Consider the following 18,873-nt stretch of genomic DNA (forward strand, 5'->3'; position numbering starts at 1 on the left):
GAAATAAAAATTAAAACCGCACGTTCAGGTCGATCTTGGCGCGCAAAGCCGTTTCATCCTGCGCGTCGCCATAGGCATCCCCGGCGCGGAAACCGCCCAGAGTCGTCTTGAGATTGATTTTATCCGCAATAACGGGGTCGTAATTGAACTGCTCGGCCACATCCAGATTGAACATGACATCCAGACCATGCCCGAGATCGGTGTCCTCGCCGTTGACATCCGCGTCAATGGCCCCGACGGTGGTCGAACCTTCCGCCTCGGCCAGCGCGTAATAATGATAGAACCCGGCGATATCAAGCGCATCGGTCACGGGAACACCTACACCGACCGTAGCAATATGCAAATTCGAGAGGTCGGGATGCAGAACCGACCCGTAATTGTCGGTCGAGGATGGAAATCCCGAAAGATGACTGGAATTACTGTCCAGACCCGTCTGGCGGAAATTATGGTCGTCATTGTCCGAAGCATCGTCATCGCCCGACCCATAGGCATAACCGACATGGAAAATCGGTTGAAGGCTCGGGGAAACATTGACAGGAACATCAAGCCCCAGATCGACCGCCCATCCCCTCAAATCCGTCTCCTCATCCCCGGTCACGAGGCGGTTCTCCCCCGAAGACGTGGTCAGAAGGCTATCTTCGGTTCCCGCCATACCGATCACATCGACCCGGTACTGCGGCTTTTCAATAAAATCAACCGCTTCGGTAATCGTTCCCTTGGCCCGGACACCCAGCCATACGATATCCGCATCGTCAGCATCGAAATCGTCGCCATCAACCTCATCCCCTGCGCTTTCAAGACCGGAATGGTCGTTTTGATAAGCGGCGCGGCCCTCGATAAATTGCTCGGGCTTCCACTGCCACGAAGCCTCGCCGATCACGCGCAGAATCCGCTCGTCATCCTCATTGTAAGCCCCGTCCCCGGTACGGTACTCCATCAGGTTCTGCCCGATCGCAACGAAGCTTTTAAACAGGGTCGCATTATGCGTTAAACGCACGGCATCCAGATCGCGGTTCCACCACAACCCGTAATCCTCGCGGAAACGCTGACGACCAAGACGGACGCTCAGGGGTTTATAGCTGTCGAACCCATGGTAATCGACCCAGTACTGGCGGAGTTCCAGATAATCGTCCTCGCCGCTGAACTCCCCGGTATCGCTGTCAAAGCTTCCACCCTCGCCATAATTTTTCACGCCGCGGGCCTCAAGGAGAAACGATACGTCCTCGTTAAAACTGCCATCCAGCTTGGGTTTAAGTTCCAAGGTCTGACTGTTCGTGCCGTTTTCGTCCTGTGTTTCAAGACTGAGGTCATCGGAAAACTCGACCTGGGCCTTGAGATTGACGGAGAGATTGACCTTCGGTTCGGCCAGAGCAGCACGGGAAAAACCCGCGCAGGACAGAGCCGCACACGTCATCAAAAAAAACTTGGAACCGAGATATTTCATAGGAGAGCGCACCCACACTTCATCACAGATTTGAAGATATATCAAAAGGGCTTTTAAAGAAATAATTTACTGCGCTGTCATCGAAGATTGAAGTTCGGCAATCTTCCCCGCTGCGCCTTCAACGCCCTCTTTTTGAGCCGCCTGATACCAACGCAGAGCTTCGGAAAGATCGGGAACACCGTCCATCCCTTTTTCATACAATCGGGCAATCCGCATGGCTGAGCGGTAGTATTGCCCGTCGAAAGATTTCTTGTAAAGTTCTAAAGCGGTCGGAAGATTTTTTTTCTTTTCCTCGATCGCCGCGAGTTCGAAATAGGCCTTCGCATTTCCGGCCTCACCGGCACGGGTATAATAGAGGGCCGCATTCTCGAAATCCCCCTGGTCCTTGTAGATACGCGCCAATTCCATATAGGCCTTCTCATGGCCGGATTCAGCAGCTTTCAGATAATACTTGGCCGCGTTGGCGTAATCTTTTTCACCGGAATAATAGCGCCCCAATTCAAAGTCGACCTCATGGTTCCCGCTCTCCGAGAGCTTGACCATCAGGTCGCGGGCTTGTGTCTTTTCAGCAACAGTGGCGTCCTGTTTCTTCATCAGCGCCATGGCCATCTCGTACTGCGCCTCAGGCATTCCGAAATCGGCCAGAGGTTTAAGATGATGAACGGCGGTCACATAATCTCCGTCCTTACGGGCCTGTTTTCCGGTTTCAAGATGCGCGGACATGACTGGCGAACAAGCCGCCAGAGCCAAGATCGGCAGAACAACGCGCAGTCCAAAACCGTGAGCGAATACTTTCGTCATTTAAGCCGCCGCTTCCCTTTTCAGACCCAGTGCAAAAGAGGTGCCGACTTTAACAGCCTTGAGCGCACCGCCTTCGCGGTTTTCCAGACGATAGGAGAGTTCCGGGGTAAGGAAAAAAACCTCCCCCTGTTCCAGAACCTTTTCCTTGCCGTGCGTATCGCTGATCGCAGCCTTGCCTTCAAGCAAGACAACGAAACTGTAGGCATCGCCGGACCCTGAAAGGGAAACAGACCCTTTCCCTTTAATTTCAATCTCTTCAAGACCGGAAGAACCGCGCATAAAATCGGCCACTTCCTTGCGGCCCCCGGCCTTCATGCCGTTGACCAGATGTTTCATGATATCGCTGTTGCTCTTATCGGCCACAAGAAAAGAATCGGTTGTTTCGATAATCACGAGGTCTTGCACCCCGGCGCAGGCAATCAGCTTGTCCTTCGACTGCACAAGGCAGTTGCTGGATTGCAGGGTGAAAACTTCCCCGTTACGCACGTTCCCATGCTCGTCCTTCTCACGGATTTCCCACAGGCTCTCCCACGATCCGATATCCGACCAGTCGGGGTTACACGGAACCACGGACACAAGATCGGCCTTTTCCATGATCGCCTTGTCGAACGGACGCTTTTCGATAGAAGCATACAGAGCCGGATCGACCTCGTTCTCGCATGCGGATTTTTTCATAGCCGCGCAAACGGTTTCATTGAGCGCCTTCGCGTGTTTCTCGAACTGCGCCAGAACGCAATCCGCGCTGAACACGAACATCCCGCTGTTCCAGAGATACTGTTTCGTCTCAAGATACTGCTGCGCCGTGGCCAGATCAGGCTTCTCGACGAACTTGTCGGCTTTGAAAGCGCCTTGGCCGGACAAGGAAGCACCAAGACGGATATAGCCGTAACCCGTATCCGGCCGTGTGGGCTGGATGCCGAACGTCACCAGATAATCCTGCTCCGCCGCCCATAACGCGTGATCAAGCGATTCCTTCATCGCCTTCTCATCACCGATATGGTGATCGGAAGGAAGAATCCACAGGAAGGCATCGCCGCCAAAATGCTTTTTGATATAATTCGCGGCAAAAGACACCGCCGCACCCGTATCGCGGGCAGAAGGTTCGCTGAGAATATGCAGCGCCAGAGCCGGATCGATGCTGTGCATCTGCTCGCGCACGCTCTCGCTCATATTGCCCAGAGTGACGGTCACGACGTTCTCGGCCTTCGCGCCGGAAATCCGCAGCGCCCGTAAAACCGTCTCCTGAAGCAGGGATTTATCGCTCAGAAGGTTGAGAAACTGCTTGGGTAGCTTCTCCCGGCTGGACGGCCACAGGCGCGTCCCGGACCCGCCGCAAAGGATGACTGGAACAATTTTTTTCGGCGCACCCATACGCGGAACCCTCTGATAGATAGCAATTTTATCGTAACTGGAAGACCACCTGTGCAGGCCGGTTGATCAGGTCGGACGGAATTTTTGCATCCGGCTTGACGACGACCACGATTTGGTTGGAGGAACCAGCCAGAAGCGGGTTAGTCGCCCACTCGCCCGTATCCGTCTTGATCGAGTCCACCTTACCCGTCAGTTCTGCATTCGATCCGGCCACGTTGATTCTGGCTTTCATGCCCAGATTCAGTTTCCTCGCCTCTTCGGGCTTAACCGTCACGGCAATCCAGGGAACGCTGTTGGCGGCAACGAGCGAAACGATCGGCTCACCCTCAACCACAAACTCCCCGCTGCTGCGGTGAACTTTCGTGATGATGCAATCGCAGGGGCTCTTGATGTCATTCTCATTGATCATGCCGATTTCCTGACGGTCCTTGACGGTCGTCTGACCCGGCTCGATCTTGGAGGTCAGAATACCCCGCTCAATGGACCGGACCTGAATCTGGGCCGCTTGAACCGAGGCGTTGCTGGTTTTGAAGATAAAGACGTTCTCGTAAATATTGTTCAGGATAAAGGCCAAAGCCGCAAGACCCAGGGCCGTAATCAAAAGCAATCCGGGAATCTGGCGAGAAAGGCTGACCACAGGCTGACCGTCTCCCGTCTTCCGGGGGCGCATTTTGGTGAAATTATCCCGCGCTGCAACATTCAGCAAGTCACCGGAGCGCACGATTTCCCCGGCCATAAACGACTTAACGACATGATTCAAAAGAGAAACCTGATCCGGCGATAATCCGGTAAACTGCAACCCAACCGTCTTTTCCGCGGCAAGTTGATACACAACTCTGGCCTCCAGATCGATCATCATCGAAAAGGTGCTGAACGGCAGAAAAAGGCTGATTTTCAAAGTTTCACCCTCTCTAACAGCCTTCGTGACATTGAGCAAAGCGATCCCGCCGGACGATAAATCCTTAACGGCGTAAGACTGGCCGTCAAAACCCGCTTTTGCCGGGACAGGAAGCCTCACGAACTGGCGCTGAGCCTCGGACTCATGAACGATATTTAAACTGTTATTACCCATAATAAACACGCACTCCGCGTTAAAAATCAATAGTTTAGAAGCCTTTTTTTATACAAAATATCAGCTTGCGGTTGCGGATAATAATTCAAACCGGATCGAAATACAAGATTTTTGCAACACCCGGCAAAAAATTTTGCAACGCACTATTTTTTTATGGGAATTTTACAGGGAACCGTGTATACCTCTCATCATTCAAATATTAGTTAAGAAAATATTAACTTTAGGACGGACGAGTAATGAGTAATGCGTTAGCTAGAGTAGCACTGGAGAGTAATCTTAGTAGCTATTATGTTGGAGAAGTAGGAACCCGCCCTTGGGGCCACTTTAAAGTCATTGGCGCAGGAATTGACCAGACCGGTCAGGAATTCTGCGAAAAGGAAATTACGGTAAATCCCGGACAGATTCTGTCTCTTCAATCCCACAATTTTCGTGGAGAGAAGTGGACCGTTCTGGAAGGTGAGCTGATCGTCGTACTGGACGGTGAGCGCTACGACCTGAAAGAAGGCGAAAGCATCGTGATCCCCCTGCGGGCGATCCATTGCATGGCCAACGGCAGCAACAAGCCTTGTGTTGTTTATGAAAAACAGCTGGGTCTGTGCAGCGAAGACGACATTATCCGCTACGTGGATATGTACGGCCGCGCCGGCGCCGATCTGGACAGCAAATCTGCCGCCAGCGTAGTACTCTTCAATCTCGTTCTGAGCGAAATCGGGAAAGCAGCCTGATAATCCAGGAGACACGAATTTAAAAGGGGCGTATCTTACAAGGATACGCCCCTTTAATTTTGCTGTGATCAGAAACAGGCTCTAATCCGTGACCGCATCCTCGGCCTTCACAGGCAAAGCCAAGTCCATCTTGCAAATTTTGGCCTTGTAGGCGCCGCCCTTGGCTTCGGCTTGCAGGCGGACTTCCTTCAACGGTTTGTCGATATTGTAATGAAGTTCGGAGTAGAATTTGCCTGGATTTTCGGGGAAGTTCCGTACCGACCGCTCCAGCTTGACTTTGTCCTTCTTGTCGCCGTCATGCGCGAAATGAATGGCGATTTCACGGATATCCTTGTTCTCAAGCTCAAGGGAAACGAAATAATTGCGCGAGAAGATAGATTTCGCGGCCAGATCCTTGAGAAGGACCGTCCCCTCCTGATCGGCTTCCAACTGCCCGGACGCAACCGCAATAGCCTCATCTTCGCTGCAATCCCCGTAGATGGCCGGGATCATCTCGCGGAACAACTCGTCCTGATCCAGCCCGTAATGCGCCGAAAGCTCCCAGAGCGCGACCTTGGGCTTCTGGGTCGCATATTGTCCGGTCAGGACATAGCTGCCGATGGCTCCGCGGATCGACCCCCCCTGCACGGAGGCATTATTAACGTCCGCTGAGAGGTATTCCTTCAAAAATCCCGCAAAATTAGCGTGGGAAGGCTCCGGCTCGGTACTGTTGCTGGTCCCCCAAAGAACGACCTCGGGAGCCTCCGCCTGCTCGCCGAGCAAAGCCTGCGCGGCGTCCCCGGTGTCTTTACGGCTGGTGGTGTAAATCGTCTTGATGGTTTCCGGTTCAGGCATTTTGCCGCAGGTCTCCTCGACAAACTCAAGAAAATTATCATTGGCCTGCTTGCCCTCCTCGGCGGGTGACTCAGTCGTCACGAACTCAGCCTTTTTGAGGGAAGCGTAGACAGGGTTCGCCTTGACGGCATCCGCAACCTTCTGCGCCATATATTTGGCCCCGATAGCGGTCCAGTGATTATCGCGCTTCAGGAAGAACCCGGAAACCGAGCCCGCATCCTTGCTGTTGGCCGTGATAATCCCGGTTTCGGAAAACATATCGATCAGCTTCTCATACCCGGCCTGCGCCTTCTTAAGGTCGTAGTCCTTGTCATAGGGCGGCAAAAGAGCAGGATGCCCGACCAGTCCCCGCGTAGGGTTGATGGAAACCACCAAAGTCGTGCCGCGCTTGCCGAGAACCTCATTCAGCCGCTTGAAAGAGCCGGACGCCCAGTCGGACAACTCGTACTCATCCTGCTTGAGATCATAATCGGTGCGGAAAATCCACCCATCCTTACCGGCAACCATCCATTTGAAGTCTTTCTGATCCTTATAAGTGTCTTCCTCGGCAAGTTTGGGGCAAAGTTCGATAACCTTTTCCTCGGCGCGGGCAGCAAAGGGCGTAAAACCAGCCAGAACCGTGAATGATAACAGAAAAAAACGTGCAAACTTGTAATTCATGATCTCTCTCCAAGAACTAAAGACGCCCTGAGGCGTCTTATAGCATAATTTTTCATAACTAATATAAAATTTATACGACTATAAGCGTACCGTTATTAACGAGTGCTTGCTCATCCGTCAAGCCCGTAACGTTCAGGATGGTCGCGACCTGGACGAAGTTGGTCGCCGTTCCGGTGATATCGATGGACAGAACCGAATTCAGGCCGCTATCGACGATCTGGACGAAGTCCGTAATCGCCTCGGTCAACGGATCGTAAATCCCTGAAAGAATGTCGGAAATATCCACTTTTTCACCCGCCGTGCGGTTGAAGTCCTGAATCGTGTCTCCGGCATCGGCCATAGACTGGAAGACGAACGTATCGACCCCGGCGCTGCCTTTGAGCGTATCAGCCCCCGCCCCTCCGTAAAGCGTGTCGTTGTTGTTACCGCCTTCAAGATAGTCGTTACCCTCCCCGCCATAAAGACTGTCATCGCCGTCCCGGCCCTTAAGCGTATCATTCCCGGCATCGCCGTAGAGATTATCGTTGCCGTTATCGCCGCTCAGGATATCCAGACCATCTCCGCCATAGAGATTGTCATCCCCGCCGTTGCCGTAAAGGTTATCATCGCCGACCAGACCATAAAGGCTGTTCACCCCGTCATTGCCCTTAAGAGTGTCCTTAAGTGCGACAAGATTTGATCCGATGAGGTTTTCGATGGAAACAAACGTGTCCCCCGCTGCAAACCCGCCCGTAGACGTGTTGTTCAGCAGGTCGATCACCACCGCCGCCGTCGAGTTGATATAGGTGACGGTATCGTTTCCGGCCCCGCCATTGAAATTCTCAGCGGGAGCTGTGGCCGTGAACGTATCGTCCTCGTTGGTAATCGTCAGGTTGACCGTGCCGATATCATCGCCGCCCCGCCCATCCAGCAGAGTATAATCGAACGTATCCGTCCCGAAATATCCCGCGTTCGGCGTATAGGTAAAGTCGCCGTTGGCCAGAATAGTAACCGAACCATTGGCCGTCGCAAACGTCCCCGGCGTCACCGACAGCGGATCGCTGTCCGGGTCCGTATCTGGCCCGTTGCCGTTATTGACCAGCAGATTGCCCGTAACGTTGGTGTTCAGGCTGCCCGTAAACGCATCGTCCTGCGCGATCGGTTCGTTATTAAGAACCTCGTTGATGGTGAGGTTAACAGTTCCGATATCATCGCCGCCCCGCCCATCCAGCAGAGTATAATCGAACGTATCCGTCCCGAAATATCCCGCGTTCGGCGTATAGGTAAAGTCGCCGTTGGCCAGAATAGTAACCGAGCCGTTGGCCGTCGCAAACGTCCCCGGCGTAACCGACAGCGGATCGCTGTCCGGGTCGCTGTCCGGCCCGTTGCCGTTATTGACCAGCAGATTACCCAGAATATTGGTGTTCTGGTTGCCCGTAAACGCGTCGTCCTGCGCTACAGGCGGATCGTTTGGCAAAACCTGATTGATCGTAATATCGACCCTGCCGGTATCGCTGTGGCCCTGACCGTCCAGAACGGTATAGAAAAACATTTCCGGACCGAAGTAACCCGCACTCGGCATATAGGTAAAGTCTCCGTTTGCAAAGATGACAACCTGCCCGTGCGACGTCGTGAACGTAGCGGGTGTAACCGACAGCGGATCGTTGTCAGGATCGGTGTCCGGCCCGTTGCCGTTATTCGCCAGCAGATTACCCGTAAGCAATGTATCCTGATTACCGCTGAAAACGTCATCCTGAGCCACAGGCGGACCATTCGGAGCCTGATTAACCGTCAGGTTGACCGTACCGAGGTCTCCCCCGCCACGCCCGTCCTGAAGCGTATAATTAAATGTGTCAGGTCCAAAGTACCCGGCATTGGGCGTATAGGTAAAGTCGCCGTTCGCCAGAATAGTCACCGAGCCGTTGGCCGTCGCAAAAGTCCCCGGCACCACAGACAGCGGATCACTGTCCGGGTCGGTATCCGGGCCATTGCCGTTATCGACCAGAAGATTGCCCGTAATGTTTGTATCTTCAACACCGACAAAGACATCGTCCTGGGCGATCGGAGCGTTATTACCGCCGAAGGGCGTAAACACCCCGTTTTCATAGATACCGTCGGAAAACACGGCCCGCTCGACCTGTATGAGCGTATCCGTCCCGTCGGACCAGACGTTATCGACGACCGTCAGATAAGTCCCCTGCGTCAGGGTATAATCGGCATAAATGCCCTGATAATGGGCTTCATCCGTCCCGGCCCCGCCGTAAAGCGCATCGTTGCCGAGGCCGCCCGTCAGAATATCGTTGCCCAGCGTCCCGACAACAATATTATTGTTGCCGTTGCCATTCACGGTCATGCCCGCAACATTCTTGAGCTGAAGATCGTCCAGCATATAAAGCGGATAATCACCGGGATTATCCAGCACATGATCATACCCCTGCTCCAGCATGATGAAATCGGCGACGCGGTCGCCGATGATCTCGCGGGTTTCAGGATGGAAATGCCAGTAATCCGTCGTCGCCAGAGGATCGACTTCGTAGTTCATCGGCAGATCGGTGTACTTGACGGCCAGATGAACATCGGTCCGGTCCAGAGCCATATCTTCCTGCGCGGCACGGATATACGGAAGCCCGGTCATGGTTCTGTCGATCGTAGCCTGAGAAACGCCCGCATTGAGAGCGGCCTGCTGGATATAACGGCCGGTTTCCATGACATAGAACTCAATGTCACTGCCCAGTTGGGATTTGATATAATCGAAAACGGAGAGCGTCGCGTTCTTGTAAACCTCCTGCGCGGCCAAACGTGCCGCCTCGGTGGTTTGACCGCCGATGAAAACGCAATCGCCTTCGCCCTGCCCCCAGATGACGATAGGCTTGACCACACCCGCAGCGCGAGCAGCCGCCAGTTGAACAGCCATCATTTGAACGGTTCGGATAAGAATTTCACCCGGCTGGTTCGTCGACGGGAACCACCAGCTGTCGCTAGCCTTTCCGCCGTAATCGCCGTTAACGCGGGTCGAGCCGATGGCGGGCATGACGATCGTGCCGTACTCGTCGCGGAATGTCATGGAGATATTGTCATAGTCGGTTCCGGCATCAAGACCGCCCTTGATACGCGTGACAGCGGACTCGGAATCCTCCCCAAACACACGCAGGCCTTCAGCGTTCGACTGCCCGAGGATGGAGACGAACAGGGTCGTCGGCGCATCGGTTTGAAGATTATCAGTGACAGAAACCTGATTGGCCTGAATACCATGAAGAACGGCCAGCGTCTGAGCCGTCAAAACTCCGGCGCCGTCGATATCGATATTGACGTGCGTATCCGAACCGGATTGTACGATCTGGACATAGCCGTCTGCAATCGCATCATTGCCCGCGTATCCAGCGGCGCTCAGAATTTCAGACACGTCGATTTTATCGCCGCCCGCCCCGACCTGGAAATCCCAGATATGGGCAGTGTTGGCAGAGATGTTTGTGCCGATGGTGATATCGAATTTGAAAAGGTCGGCATCGTTGCCGCCATAGGCGTTGTCGCCGCCCTTGCCGATAATCAGAGTATCAAGCCCGTCGCCGCCATACACATTATCAAGCCCCTCGCCGCCGACAAGCTTGTCATAGCCACCCTCGCCGTAAAGCGAGTCGTTTCCGGCCCCGCCGATCAGGACGTTCGCCAGAACCGTATGACCATGGATAACGTCATCATGATTGGAGCCGATAATATTCTCGACCGAATAAAGGATGTCATACGAACCGAACCCGTCGTTGGACACATACGTCAGGAAATTTTCATCCCCTGTGACAGGCGGGAAAGGAACGGTCCGCAGGTTATCGGTAACAGAGAAAGTGGAAATCGTCTGATCGAGAATCCGCACAAGCTCCTTGCCCGATTGCGACCCGGCGTTTCCATCGGGATCGAACTGAATCTTGAGGCCATCGCTGGAGGTAGAAAACTTGATATATCCATCAGCAACGGCATTGCTGCCCGTATAACCGACAGCGGTGAGCAAGGCCGAAACATCGACGATATCGCCGTTCGGCCCGACTTCGAATTCGGAAATCTTGATAATGGCGGGATCGACCCAGTCTGCGTAGGAAAAACTGTAGACATCCTGATTGGGCAGGAGACCCGTGACCGGCGGAATACCGCCATCCGTCATCTCGACGACAATCCCGCTTGTTGCCAGCATATAGCCGACCGTGTCCCGTTCATAGGCGGGCGTCCCGTAATCCCCGCCGACCACGAAATCAATGCCCGCGCCGGGATTGAAGAAATCGTTCCCCACACCGCCATGAAGGATATTGTCGCTCGACGTGCCCGCGAGATAATCATAACCGCCAAACCCGAGAACGACGTCCCCCGCCACATTGACCGGAACCAGAGAGCTGGACTCGTTTTTCTTGCTGGCGCTTGGCTGCACAACACTGGCAAACCCCGCCAGAAAAGTCGTGGAGGTCAGTTGCGAAAGATTAAGAACAACAAAATCCTCTAACGTCTCCAGAAGGACATCGGAGTCGATGGTCGTAGACCCATCATTTGTAAAACCAAATTGTGCCGCAAGATTATCCCACCATGTGGATTTCAGAACGAGAGTCATATTTTACTCAGCTTTCTCAGTATTTTGTTTTTAAAACAAACCGTTATAATATTTCTTAAGCCGCCACCCGTCGCAGCTTTTTGGACCGAGGAAGATCACTTATCATATTTTTCATAATGATACAAACAATAGATTTATGTGGACTGCATCTTTTACCCTCAGAACAGATAGACAAATAAACTATCCTACCAAGTGCAAACAAGGCGAATCACAAGGATTTCCCAGAAACGCAAAATAGTGAAAGTTCGGCAAATTGTCAATTTAATGAGAGGGTACGTATATATAGAAATGCTAAACCCGAAATAAGGGACAAAAAGAGAACAAAAATAGGAGTATTATCCTAATACTTAGCTATTTGACTCACCCTGAAGAAGACCATAGGATGCGGCCCGTCTGTGAAGCCACCCTTTATGCAAAAATGTATGCGGAAACTCTATTTACCCGTTCTGTTCCTGATCTGCGCGGCCAGCATGATAACCCTCAGCCAGTCCTCGTGCGTGGCGAGAAATGAAAAGGCTCCGCAGGTGTTAAAAAGGCATCTTATCCCACCCTTCGATGTCGCATCCATAAGGGCGGAAAAATCTGTAAAACCCTCAAAAAAATTCAAATGCCGCCCCGCGCCGCTGCCCATCCGCGATCTTCACTTCAACTCCATGTACGATCCGGATTCGGAAAACGCCTCCATTGTCGATCCCGAAGAATTAAAGAAATACAAAAAGGCGACAAAGGACATCCATGATCTGGAAACCGGACTGGGCAGAAACGCAAATGCCTACGTTCTGTCCAAAACGGCAGACCCGGCCATCGCACGGTGCGTGGTAAACTGGTTAAATCTCTGGGCCTCCGAAGAGGCGATGCTCGGGGAATCCAACCGCATGGGCGAATTCGTCCGCAAGTGGGCGCTCTCCTCCATCGCGCTCTCCTATCTGCAAGTCCGCGACAGCCAGGAACTCACGAAAGAAGACAAACAGAGTGTAGAGCACTGGATCAGACTTCTGGCGGAACGGGTCGTCGAGGATTTTTCACAAAACCCAAAAATCACCTCGCGCCGCAACAACCATATGTACTGGGCCGGATGGGGCGTCATAACCGCCGCGGTTGTGCTTGATGACAAAAAGCTGTTCGACTGGGGCATAGAAAGCGCCCGCATCGGAATTCGCCAGATTCAAAAGGACGGCACCTTGCCCCTCGAACTCGCCCGCGGCGCGAAGGCTTACAATTACCACCACTACGCGGCGATCCCCCTGATGATGACCGCTTCCCTCGCACAGAAAAACGGCATCGACCTGTTCAAGGAAAACGATGAAGCCCTCAAACGGCTGGCGCGAGTGATTATCGAGAACCTAGACAATCAGGCGTACTTCGAAAAACTGACCGGGGAAAAACAGAATCTTGAGCGGACAATCACCAGTTCCAACCTGTCATGGCTGGAACCTTACTATAATGACTCTGGCGATCCCGAGGCTCTCAAATGGCTGGAGAAATTCCGGCCTGTAAAACACAGCCGGGTCGGAGGCGATGCAACCCTCTTATACGGCGCGGACAAAAAATAGAAAGCGGATGAGTGGTCATTGCAGCGGGCACAGCTTGGCTTGCAGCATCTTGTCCGCAATCCCCGCCTTCACACTCAGCGTTGCCTCCAGAAGGGTAAGCTCCCCCTCTTTTTTAGGAAAGTAATACCAGACACGCCCATCCCCGGCCTTCCTCTGCTCGAACTCGTACTTCTCGACCTTTCCATCGCTGGTCTTCACTGACATGGTGAAGTCGGTCTTCACCGGCTCGTCGAACTGCAGAACGATATAAGCATTATTGGCAAGGATTTTCTTGTCCTTAAGTTTTTCAAAAATCTTGAGCTTTTTGCCCACGACTTTGGTCTTGGGAAATGAAACCAGCGGAGCATCGCAAATACCGGCGACCGAGGCAACGGCCTGTTTGAGCGTCTGCGACATCGCCGCCCCGCCCAGATCGTAATAGCCGGGAATCTCCCAGATCAGGATTTTCGGCGGCGTCTTCTTGAACTCGGGCGAAACCAGATAATTGAGCAGAGAGTCATCCATGCCGCCACCGGGAATAGCCGCATTATAAACATCCAGGGACAGTTCCTGCTTAAGGTATCCGTCGAAATTGCTGTTGAACTCATCCCGCTTGCTGTTGCTCGTACCCACCAAAACAACCGACGCCATCTTCGGATCGGCAAGCAGAGCCTCCGCACTTCCCGCCTGCCCCGCAGGTTTGGTATCGACGGTGACATCGGACTCATACGGCGGCCGGAACTTGCACGGCCTTTTGATAAACTCACCGAACCGCCCGTCATAGGAAATCTTGCTGCCCTCGGTTGTCGTATAGGCTTGCACCGGAAGCTGCGAGGCTACAGGAATCCGCGCTTTTATATAAGTTGCCACAGCCTTGGCCATGGAGTGGGAACCGATCGTCGTCCAGTGCTGGTCGGCATGGTTGAAATACAAATTCGGCGCGGCCGGATGGGAGTCTCCGACGATATGAACGCCGCCCTCGCGCAAAGTTTTGATCGAAGTGTCATAGCTGGCAATCGCCGCAGCGACGTCATAACTTTTATCGTGCGGAGTCTGGCGCAGCAAAAACTGCGAAGCCAGCATCCCGCGTGTGGGAATATAGGCCATTACGAAATCGATCCCTTTCCCTTTAAGGATCGAGGTCAGTTCCTGATGCATCGCCACATCCGCCGGCGTGACATCGAATTTTGCTTTCAAATCCTGACGCGAACGGAAAACCCATGAATCCCGTCCCGCGACCATATACTTGAACTGCTCGAAATCCCCGGTATAGGATTTATCGTCCAGAAGCGCGGCGCAGGTCGTGGGATCGCCGTATTTTCCTTTTTCCTCCGGCTCCTTATCGGCCTTTTCCTCGGATTTTTTTTCGTCACCTTTTGCAGTCGCTTTGACTTTGGCGCCCTCGGCATAGGCAAGACTTTTAAATCCAATAGAACCCGTTAAAACGGTGCCAAAACATATGAGCAGAAGAACCAGACCGAACTTTCTCATCATGATCTCCCATCGTGCTGCTAAAGTTTAATGCTTGTACTCAGGCTTCGTGGTCATGTAGCGCTCCGGGATTTCCCAGACAACAACCACGGGCGCAGCGTTTTTATAGCTGTCGCCGTTAAGATATTTTTCCATGACGGTGAACGGCCCTAACCCTTCGTCCGACGCATCCAGAATATCGCTATTCAGCCCTTCTTTCAAGAAGCCGGGAAAATTCCAGAGGGGATTTGCACTGTAACTTGTGCCGACAAGAGCCGCGAGGGGAACATCGTCACCGAAAAGGCTGCTCGCCGCATCCGTCTGGGCGGCATCCTGGACCTGCTCGGTCGTGTATTGATTCAACACATCGTGAGGGATTTTTTCAATCTCGACCCCCGGCGTGTACCGAAGCAGGTCGCCTTTATGCTCCTGTCCCTCCCCGGCTTTCGTTGCAAAGCTCTTGGCCGGAAGCGAAGTGAACTTCCCCTTCAGATAAGCCGTGATATCCTGTGCCGCCAGACGCGCCCCTTCGGGCGTCCAGTGCGTATCGGTCTTCAGAAAAAGCGAGTCTTTGTTCGCCGCCTTCTCAAAGACAGGCAAAAGGCTCACAGTATCGATCCCGGCCTGCGTTAGGGTCTCGACGGTCAGGGCATAAACTCCCTCACGGCAAGCCGGAACGGCTTGGACGCCCATATGCTCCTTATAGACCCTAACCTTGGCGGGGATGATGGCCGCGACAAGAGCAATGTTCTTGGCTTTCAGGGTCTGATGAACGCTCTTGATATAATCCAGATTGGTCGCCATATGCGCGTCAGCCTTGGGAAGGCAACTGAATTCCTCATCGGTGAACAGCCACCCGTCCGCTCCGACGATGACTCCCTTGCGTCCCTCATTAAACAAATCATATTCCGCGGAGCCCCAGAAATTACGGGCAGGAACGGAAATCGGTAACGCCTCCCCCAGAGCCTTCTCAAAGGCAGGCGCCCAGGTTCCCACCCAGATGGACTGAAACGTCGGCCGCTCGACTCCCTTGAGTGTCGCGTTCATATAAACGCCGCACAGCGCCAGCGATGCGCCCATGAAAACAAGGAGGAACAAGGCGGAGAAATTTTTAGAGATCATAAGCGTTACTCGAATTTAGTGGGAAACTTCACTGTATCAGTAGATTTAAACCCAGTTTCCACACGCACCGACACTTTCGGATTTTTGATTTTCTCGTAGATCAGTCCGCTGTCATAGACAAAAGCGGGGGGAAACAACGACGCCCCGGAAGAGATATCCACGTTCGACAAATCAAGATAATCCGTATCGACGAATTTAAAGACCGCGCTGCCATTAGTCTTGATCTTGGCACCATAGAGGGCGATGTCGGCCTTTTGCGTAAACGGGTCTAGCTCGAAATCCCGGTGCAGTTCCTTACCGACAAGATTGACCGAGTAGGCCTCGACCGCCACCCCGCCATTCATCAGAATGTCGTCGTTGTAGGATTTGATGTTCCAGCTGTTCCGCGCCAGAATCCCGTTCCGTTTGTTGTTCCGGAAGATATTGCCCCAGCTAATATTATCCTGACTTTCGAAATAGGTCAGCCCGTCCTGCTCATTATCTTCCGACAGGTTGTTCGCGATCACATTATTGCGGCTGAGTCGGTCGATCATGATCCCGGACCCTTTGTTGTGATGCGTATGGTTGCCGAAAATCCAGCTGTCATTGACCTCGCGGGAGACGATAATCCCGTGCTTGTAGTGCGTACCGAACGTCTTGTTATTGGCGATAATCAACCGCCGCGAACGGTCGTGCGGGTCGATCGCATAGATCACGTTGTCTTCATAGACATTGTTGACGATGGCCACGTCATAGGCTTCGTAGGAATAGAACCCGTAGAACATATCGGTGAAATAGCTGTCCACGTTCGCACCGGTCGCATGGGGGAGGAACGGATTGACCTTCAGGCAAGATGTGCAGGCAGAGTAGCTGACCCCGTAGGATTTCCCCTTAAGATACCCGAGGGATTCGATCCGGCTGCTGGCGATATAAAGCCCTCCGCCGCCCCACGAGGTGATGAAGGGTCTGTAATCCACTTTATCAATATATTTGGTCGGCGCGTTCTTGACTTCGTCCCATCCCTTGACCGTGGTCTTGATGATGAACATATCCCCGCCATTCACAAGGAATGCATTCGCCTGCTTGGAAAGCAGCAACTCGGGCGTATCCTGATCGCTGATGACCAGGCTGGCCCCGATCAGGACGCCCAAGGGCATCCGCAGGAGATATTTATTCCCCTCAAGCTTCACGATCATCTTGCTCTCGGGATCGTCTTTGTGGATCTCCTCATAAAGCTGCGTCAGGGTATAATGCCCGGACTCGATCACAATCGCCTGCGGGTTGATCCGATGCTGCAACAGCCGCAGGCGGCGCGGCGCATCGTCCTCCATAAACTCCGAGAATTCGGGATAGGCCGTCATATCGTTCACGACGATCTTCCCCGGCGCGGGCGGACGGATTTTCTTGATAATGTTTTCGGTCGTGAAAGGCGCCAGATCGGGTAGAACCGGAGGCTTGACCGTGGCCGGATCGAACGGCGCGACCGTGACATTCAACCGATCATTGAACAGCTTAAGCTTGCTCGAATACTTATAACCGAAATACCCGATGATCGACAAAGCGATCACAACATAAAACGCATCCCTGAGAAGCTCGGGAAGGGTGCGCCGTTCCTCGCGGGCGGGAATATCTATAAACTGGCGTCGTTGTACTTGCATATCTGTGCCTTAAGATGCCCATCGGGCTTGTCGGTCGCGGCCTGAACCATGATGACTTTCCCCGGATAATTCTGATCGAACTCCAAATAATACTTTCCGTTATTCTGCGCCCGCAGAGACCGCGAGACATCAATCTCCTCCGCCTCGCCGTTATCGTAAAGAACGCCGATCTTCACCAGGCGGCTCTCGGGAGCCGTGACTTCCAGATAAAGGTAATGGCCTTTGGCCATGATATTCTGCGTATCGAGAGCCTCGAAAAACCGGATTTCCTTCATAGGAGCGATATTTTTTGGCTTCCGCTTCGTGGGAAGGAACGGGCCGTATTCCGCGAGGGGAGCAGGCTTAACCGCAACAGCCTCCGTTGTCACAGCCGGAACGGGCTGGCCCGTCGCCGGATCGACCGGAGCGGCCACAGGAATAGCTGCCGGATCAACAGGGGCTTGCAGCGGCGCAGGCGCCTTGAAATCAAGCTCGGCGGTAACCACCGCCTGCTCGGTCTTGCACGCGCCATTCAGCGCGGGCAGCATCTGCCGGAACGCCGGAGCATCCTCGAACGTATGGTGCGAGAGAAACTCCCAGATCAGGATTTTCGGGGGATGATCCTGAAACTCGTCACTGGCAAAAAACACAACCCCCGCTCCGCCGAAACCTCCGGCGGACAGTGCGCGATTGCGAATATCGGACTTAAGCGCCAGCTTCAACGAACCGACAAAGTTAAAGTCTTCCTCGTGGGCGGTATTACTCGTCCCCACGATGGCAATGTCGGGATACGTCACATCACCGAAAAGAGCGGAGGCATCCGTAACATCGCTAAGCGCGGTCGTTGCCCACATCGGGCGGCGCTCGGGCGGGATGATGACCTTGCAGATTTTCTCGACGAATTCGTCGAACTCGCCCTTCTCGCTCTCCAGCCACCACGTGATCTCGTTCGAAAATTCTTCCTTCTTCTTATCCTTGAACAGCGGATTCTTGAGAATCATTTCGGCCATTTGGTCAGCCGTCCACTTGGATCCCTCCCGCCGCCAGTGCGGGTCGCCCTTGAAGAAATATTCAAAATCCCCCGGCGGGTTGGACAAATCTTTGATATTGATACCCAAACTCTGAAGCTTGGAGACCAGCGCCTGATACCCGCGCTGCCCTTCTGAAGCGGAATAGCCTTCCGGCATTTCCTTCGGGTCGATATGATCGGTCGCCAGCACCGCACGCGGCGGCTGCAGCATGACATAAAGGTCGATGCCCCGTTTCTTGAGCGTCTCGTTCAGCCGCTTCATATAAACAAGGATCGGATCGGACATGGTAAAATCGGTGCGGAAATCCAGCGAACGGAACAGCCAGCCGCTCTTGCCGGGATAGATGACACGCATCACACGGTCTCCGCCGCGGTAAAGCGTCTCGTCCTTGAGCTGCTGGCTGCAGAACGCCAGATCGGGATAAGGCAGCTTCTGCTGCTCGATGGCGATGCGGCGCTCCTCATCCGTCATCTTGGCGCCGGGAGCCAGTTGTCCGGCCTCATCGCGCTCGCCTTCGGCGATAGCAGGCATAGAAAACAGGCCGGAACAGAAAACGGCGGCGAACGCCCCCAAAAGGAGCGCCCGCGTAAGCCTGTGATTCATGTTTCCAGCCGTGCTTGTCATC

12 protein-coding genes are annotated in these 18,873 nt (G+C 53.6%); 2 read left to right on the forward strand and 10 right to left on the reverse strand.

Annotated elements, in window-relative coordinates:
• Positions 1 to 10: 10 nt before the first annotated feature.
• The 4 genes from IPN28_12695 to IPN28_12710 form a co-directional block, all read right to left on the reverse strand.
• Positions 11 to 1,444, reverse strand: a complete 1,434-nt coding sequence (locus IPN28_12695) for an alginate export family protein (GenBank protein QQS57092.1) — start codon at positions 1,442 to 1,444, stop codon at positions 11 to 13.
• A gap of 66 nt (positions 1,445 to 1,510) precedes the next feature.
• Positions 1,511 to 2,245 carry a sel1 repeat family protein gene (locus IPN28_12700; protein ID QQS57093.1) on the reverse strand — a complete coding sequence of 245 codons (735 nt, stop codon included), beginning with the start codon at positions 2,243 to 2,245 and terminating at the stop codon, positions 1,511 to 1,513.
• Positions 2,246 to 3,616, reverse strand: a complete 1,371-nt coding sequence (locus IPN28_12705) for a mannose-1-phosphate guanylyltransferase (GenBank protein QQS57094.1) — start codon at positions 3,614 to 3,616, stop codon at positions 2,246 to 2,248.
• Between the two features lie 28 nt (positions 3,617 to 3,644).
• On the reverse strand, positions 3,645 to 4,688 hold the full coding sequence (locus IPN28_12710) for an alginate biosynthesis protein Alg44 (protein ID QQS57095.1): 1,044 nt from the start codon (positions 4,686 to 4,688) through the stop codon (positions 3,645 to 3,647).
• A gap of 236 nt (positions 4,689 to 4,924) precedes the next feature.
• Here IPN28_12710 and IPN28_12715 point away from each other — a divergent pair, with 236 nt between their 5' ends.
• Entirely contained in the window at positions 4,925 to 5,413 is a 489-nt protein-coding gene (locus IPN28_12715) for a phosphomannose isomerase type II C-terminal cupin domain (GenBank protein ID QQS57096.1), read from the forward strand.
• Positions 5,414 to 5,494: 81 nt separating this feature from the next.
• On the opposite strand, the gene IPN28_12720 is transcribed toward IPN28_12715, so the two are convergent.
• Together IPN28_12720 and IPN28_12725 are read right to left on the reverse strand one after the other, a co-directional pair.
• On the reverse strand, positions 5,495 to 6,907 hold the full coding sequence (locus tag IPN28_12720; GenBank protein QQS57097.1) for a hypothetical protein: 1,413 nt from the start codon (positions 6,905 to 6,907) through the stop codon (positions 5,495 to 5,497).
• A gap of 70 nt (positions 6,908 to 6,977) precedes the next feature.
• Positions 6,978 to 11,477: a tandem-95 repeat protein gene (locus IPN28_12725; protein ID QQS57098.1), complete on the reverse strand. Its 4,500-nt coding sequence runs from the start codon at positions 11,475 to 11,477 to the stop codon at positions 6,978 to 6,980.
• A gap of 422 nt (positions 11,478 to 11,899) precedes the next feature.
• On the opposite strand from IPN28_12725, the gene IPN28_12730 reads away from it, so the two are divergent.
• Positions 11,900 to 13,030, forward strand: a complete 1,131-nt coding sequence (locus tag IPN28_12730; GenBank protein QQS57099.1) for an alginate lyase family protein — start codon at positions 11,900 to 11,902, stop codon at positions 13,028 to 13,030.
• Between the two features lie 15 nt (positions 13,031 to 13,045).
• Here the strand turns inward: IPN28_12730 and IPN28_12735 are convergent, their stop codons facing one another.
• The 4 genes from IPN28_12735 to IPN28_12750 are packed head-to-tail and all read right to left on the reverse strand — an operon-like array spanning position 13,046 to position 18,872.
• Complete coding sequence (locus tag IPN28_12735; GenBank protein QQS57100.1) at positions 13,046 to 14,503, reverse strand: hypothetical protein; 1,458 nt, start codon at positions 14,501 to 14,503, stop codon at positions 13,046 to 13,048.
• Positions 14,504 to 14,527: 24 nt separating this feature from the next.
• Positions 14,528 to 15,601, reverse strand: coding sequence for a hypothetical protein (locus tag IPN28_12740; protein QQS57101.1), 1,074 nt, complete (start codon positions 15,599 to 15,601; stop codon positions 14,528 to 14,530).
• A gap of 5 nt (positions 15,602 to 15,606) precedes the next feature.
• The gene (locus tag IPN28_12745) at positions 15,607 to 17,238 is read right to left on the reverse strand and encodes a right-handed parallel beta-helix repeat-containing protein (GenBank protein ID QQS57102.1); all 1,632 of its coding nucleotides are present in this window, start codon (positions 17,236 to 17,238) and stop codon (positions 15,607 to 15,609) included.
• Positions 17,211 to 18,872 (reverse strand): hypothetical protein, encoded by a 1,662-nt coding sequence (locus IPN28_12750; protein ID QQS57103.1) that lies wholly within the window; start codon positions 18,870 to 18,872, stop codon positions 17,211 to 17,213. Before IPN28_12750 ends, IPN28_12745 begins: the two co-directional genes overlap by 28 nt.
• Position 18,873 lies beyond the last annotated feature (1 nt).

This window comes from Alphaproteobacteria bacterium (assembly GCA_016699735.1).
Taxonomy (GTDB): Bacteria; Pseudomonadota; Alphaproteobacteria; order Micavibrionales; family Micavibrionaceae; genus JAGNKE01.

Excerpts from the sequence above, each read along its gene's own strand:
- IPN28_12695 (QQS57092.1), bottom strand. The coding sequence starts at position 1,444 with ATGAAATATCTCGGTTCCAAGTTTTTTTTGATGACGTGTGCGGCTCTG.
- IPN28_12700 (QQS57093.1), bottom strand. The coding sequence starts at position 2,245 with ATGACGAAAGTATTCGCTCACGGTTTTGGACTGCGCGTTGTTCTGCCG.
- IPN28_12705 (QQS57094.1), bottom strand. The coding sequence starts at position 3,616 with ATGGGTGCGCCGAAAAAAATTGTTCCAGTCATCCTTTGCGGCGGGTCC.
- IPN28_12710 (QQS57095.1), bottom strand. The coding sequence starts at position 4,688 with ATGGGTAATAACAGTTTAAATATCGTTCATGAGTCCGAGGCTCAGCGC.
- IPN28_12715 (QQS57096.1), top strand. The coding sequence starts at position 4,925 with ATGAGTAATGCGTTAGCTAGAGTAGCACTGGAGAGTAATCTTAGTAGC.
- IPN28_12720 (QQS57097.1), bottom strand. The coding sequence starts at position 6,907 with ATGAATTACAAGTTTGCACGTTTTTTTCTGTTATCATTCACGGTTCTG.
- IPN28_12725 (QQS57098.1), bottom strand. The coding sequence starts at position 11,477 with ATGACTCTCGTTCTGAAATCCACATGGTGGGATAATCTTGCGGCACAA.
- IPN28_12730 (QQS57099.1), top strand. The coding sequence starts at position 11,900 with ATGCGGAAACTCTATTTACCCGTTCTGTTCCTGATCTGCGCGGCCAGC.
- IPN28_12735 (QQS57100.1), bottom strand. The coding sequence starts at position 14,503 with ATGATGAGAAAGTTCGGTCTGGTTCTTCTGCTCATATGTTTTGGCACC.
- IPN28_12740 (QQS57101.1), bottom strand. The coding sequence starts at position 15,601 with ATGATCTCTAAAAATTTCTCCGCCTTGTTCCTCCTTGTTTTCATGGGC.
- IPN28_12745 (QQS57102.1), bottom strand. The coding sequence starts at position 17,238 with ATGCAAGTACAACGACGCCAGTTTATAGATATTCCCGCCCGCGAGGAA.
- IPN28_12750 (QQS57103.1), bottom strand. The coding sequence starts at position 18,872 with ATGACAAGCACGGCTGGAAACATGAATCACAGGCTTACGCGGGCGCTC.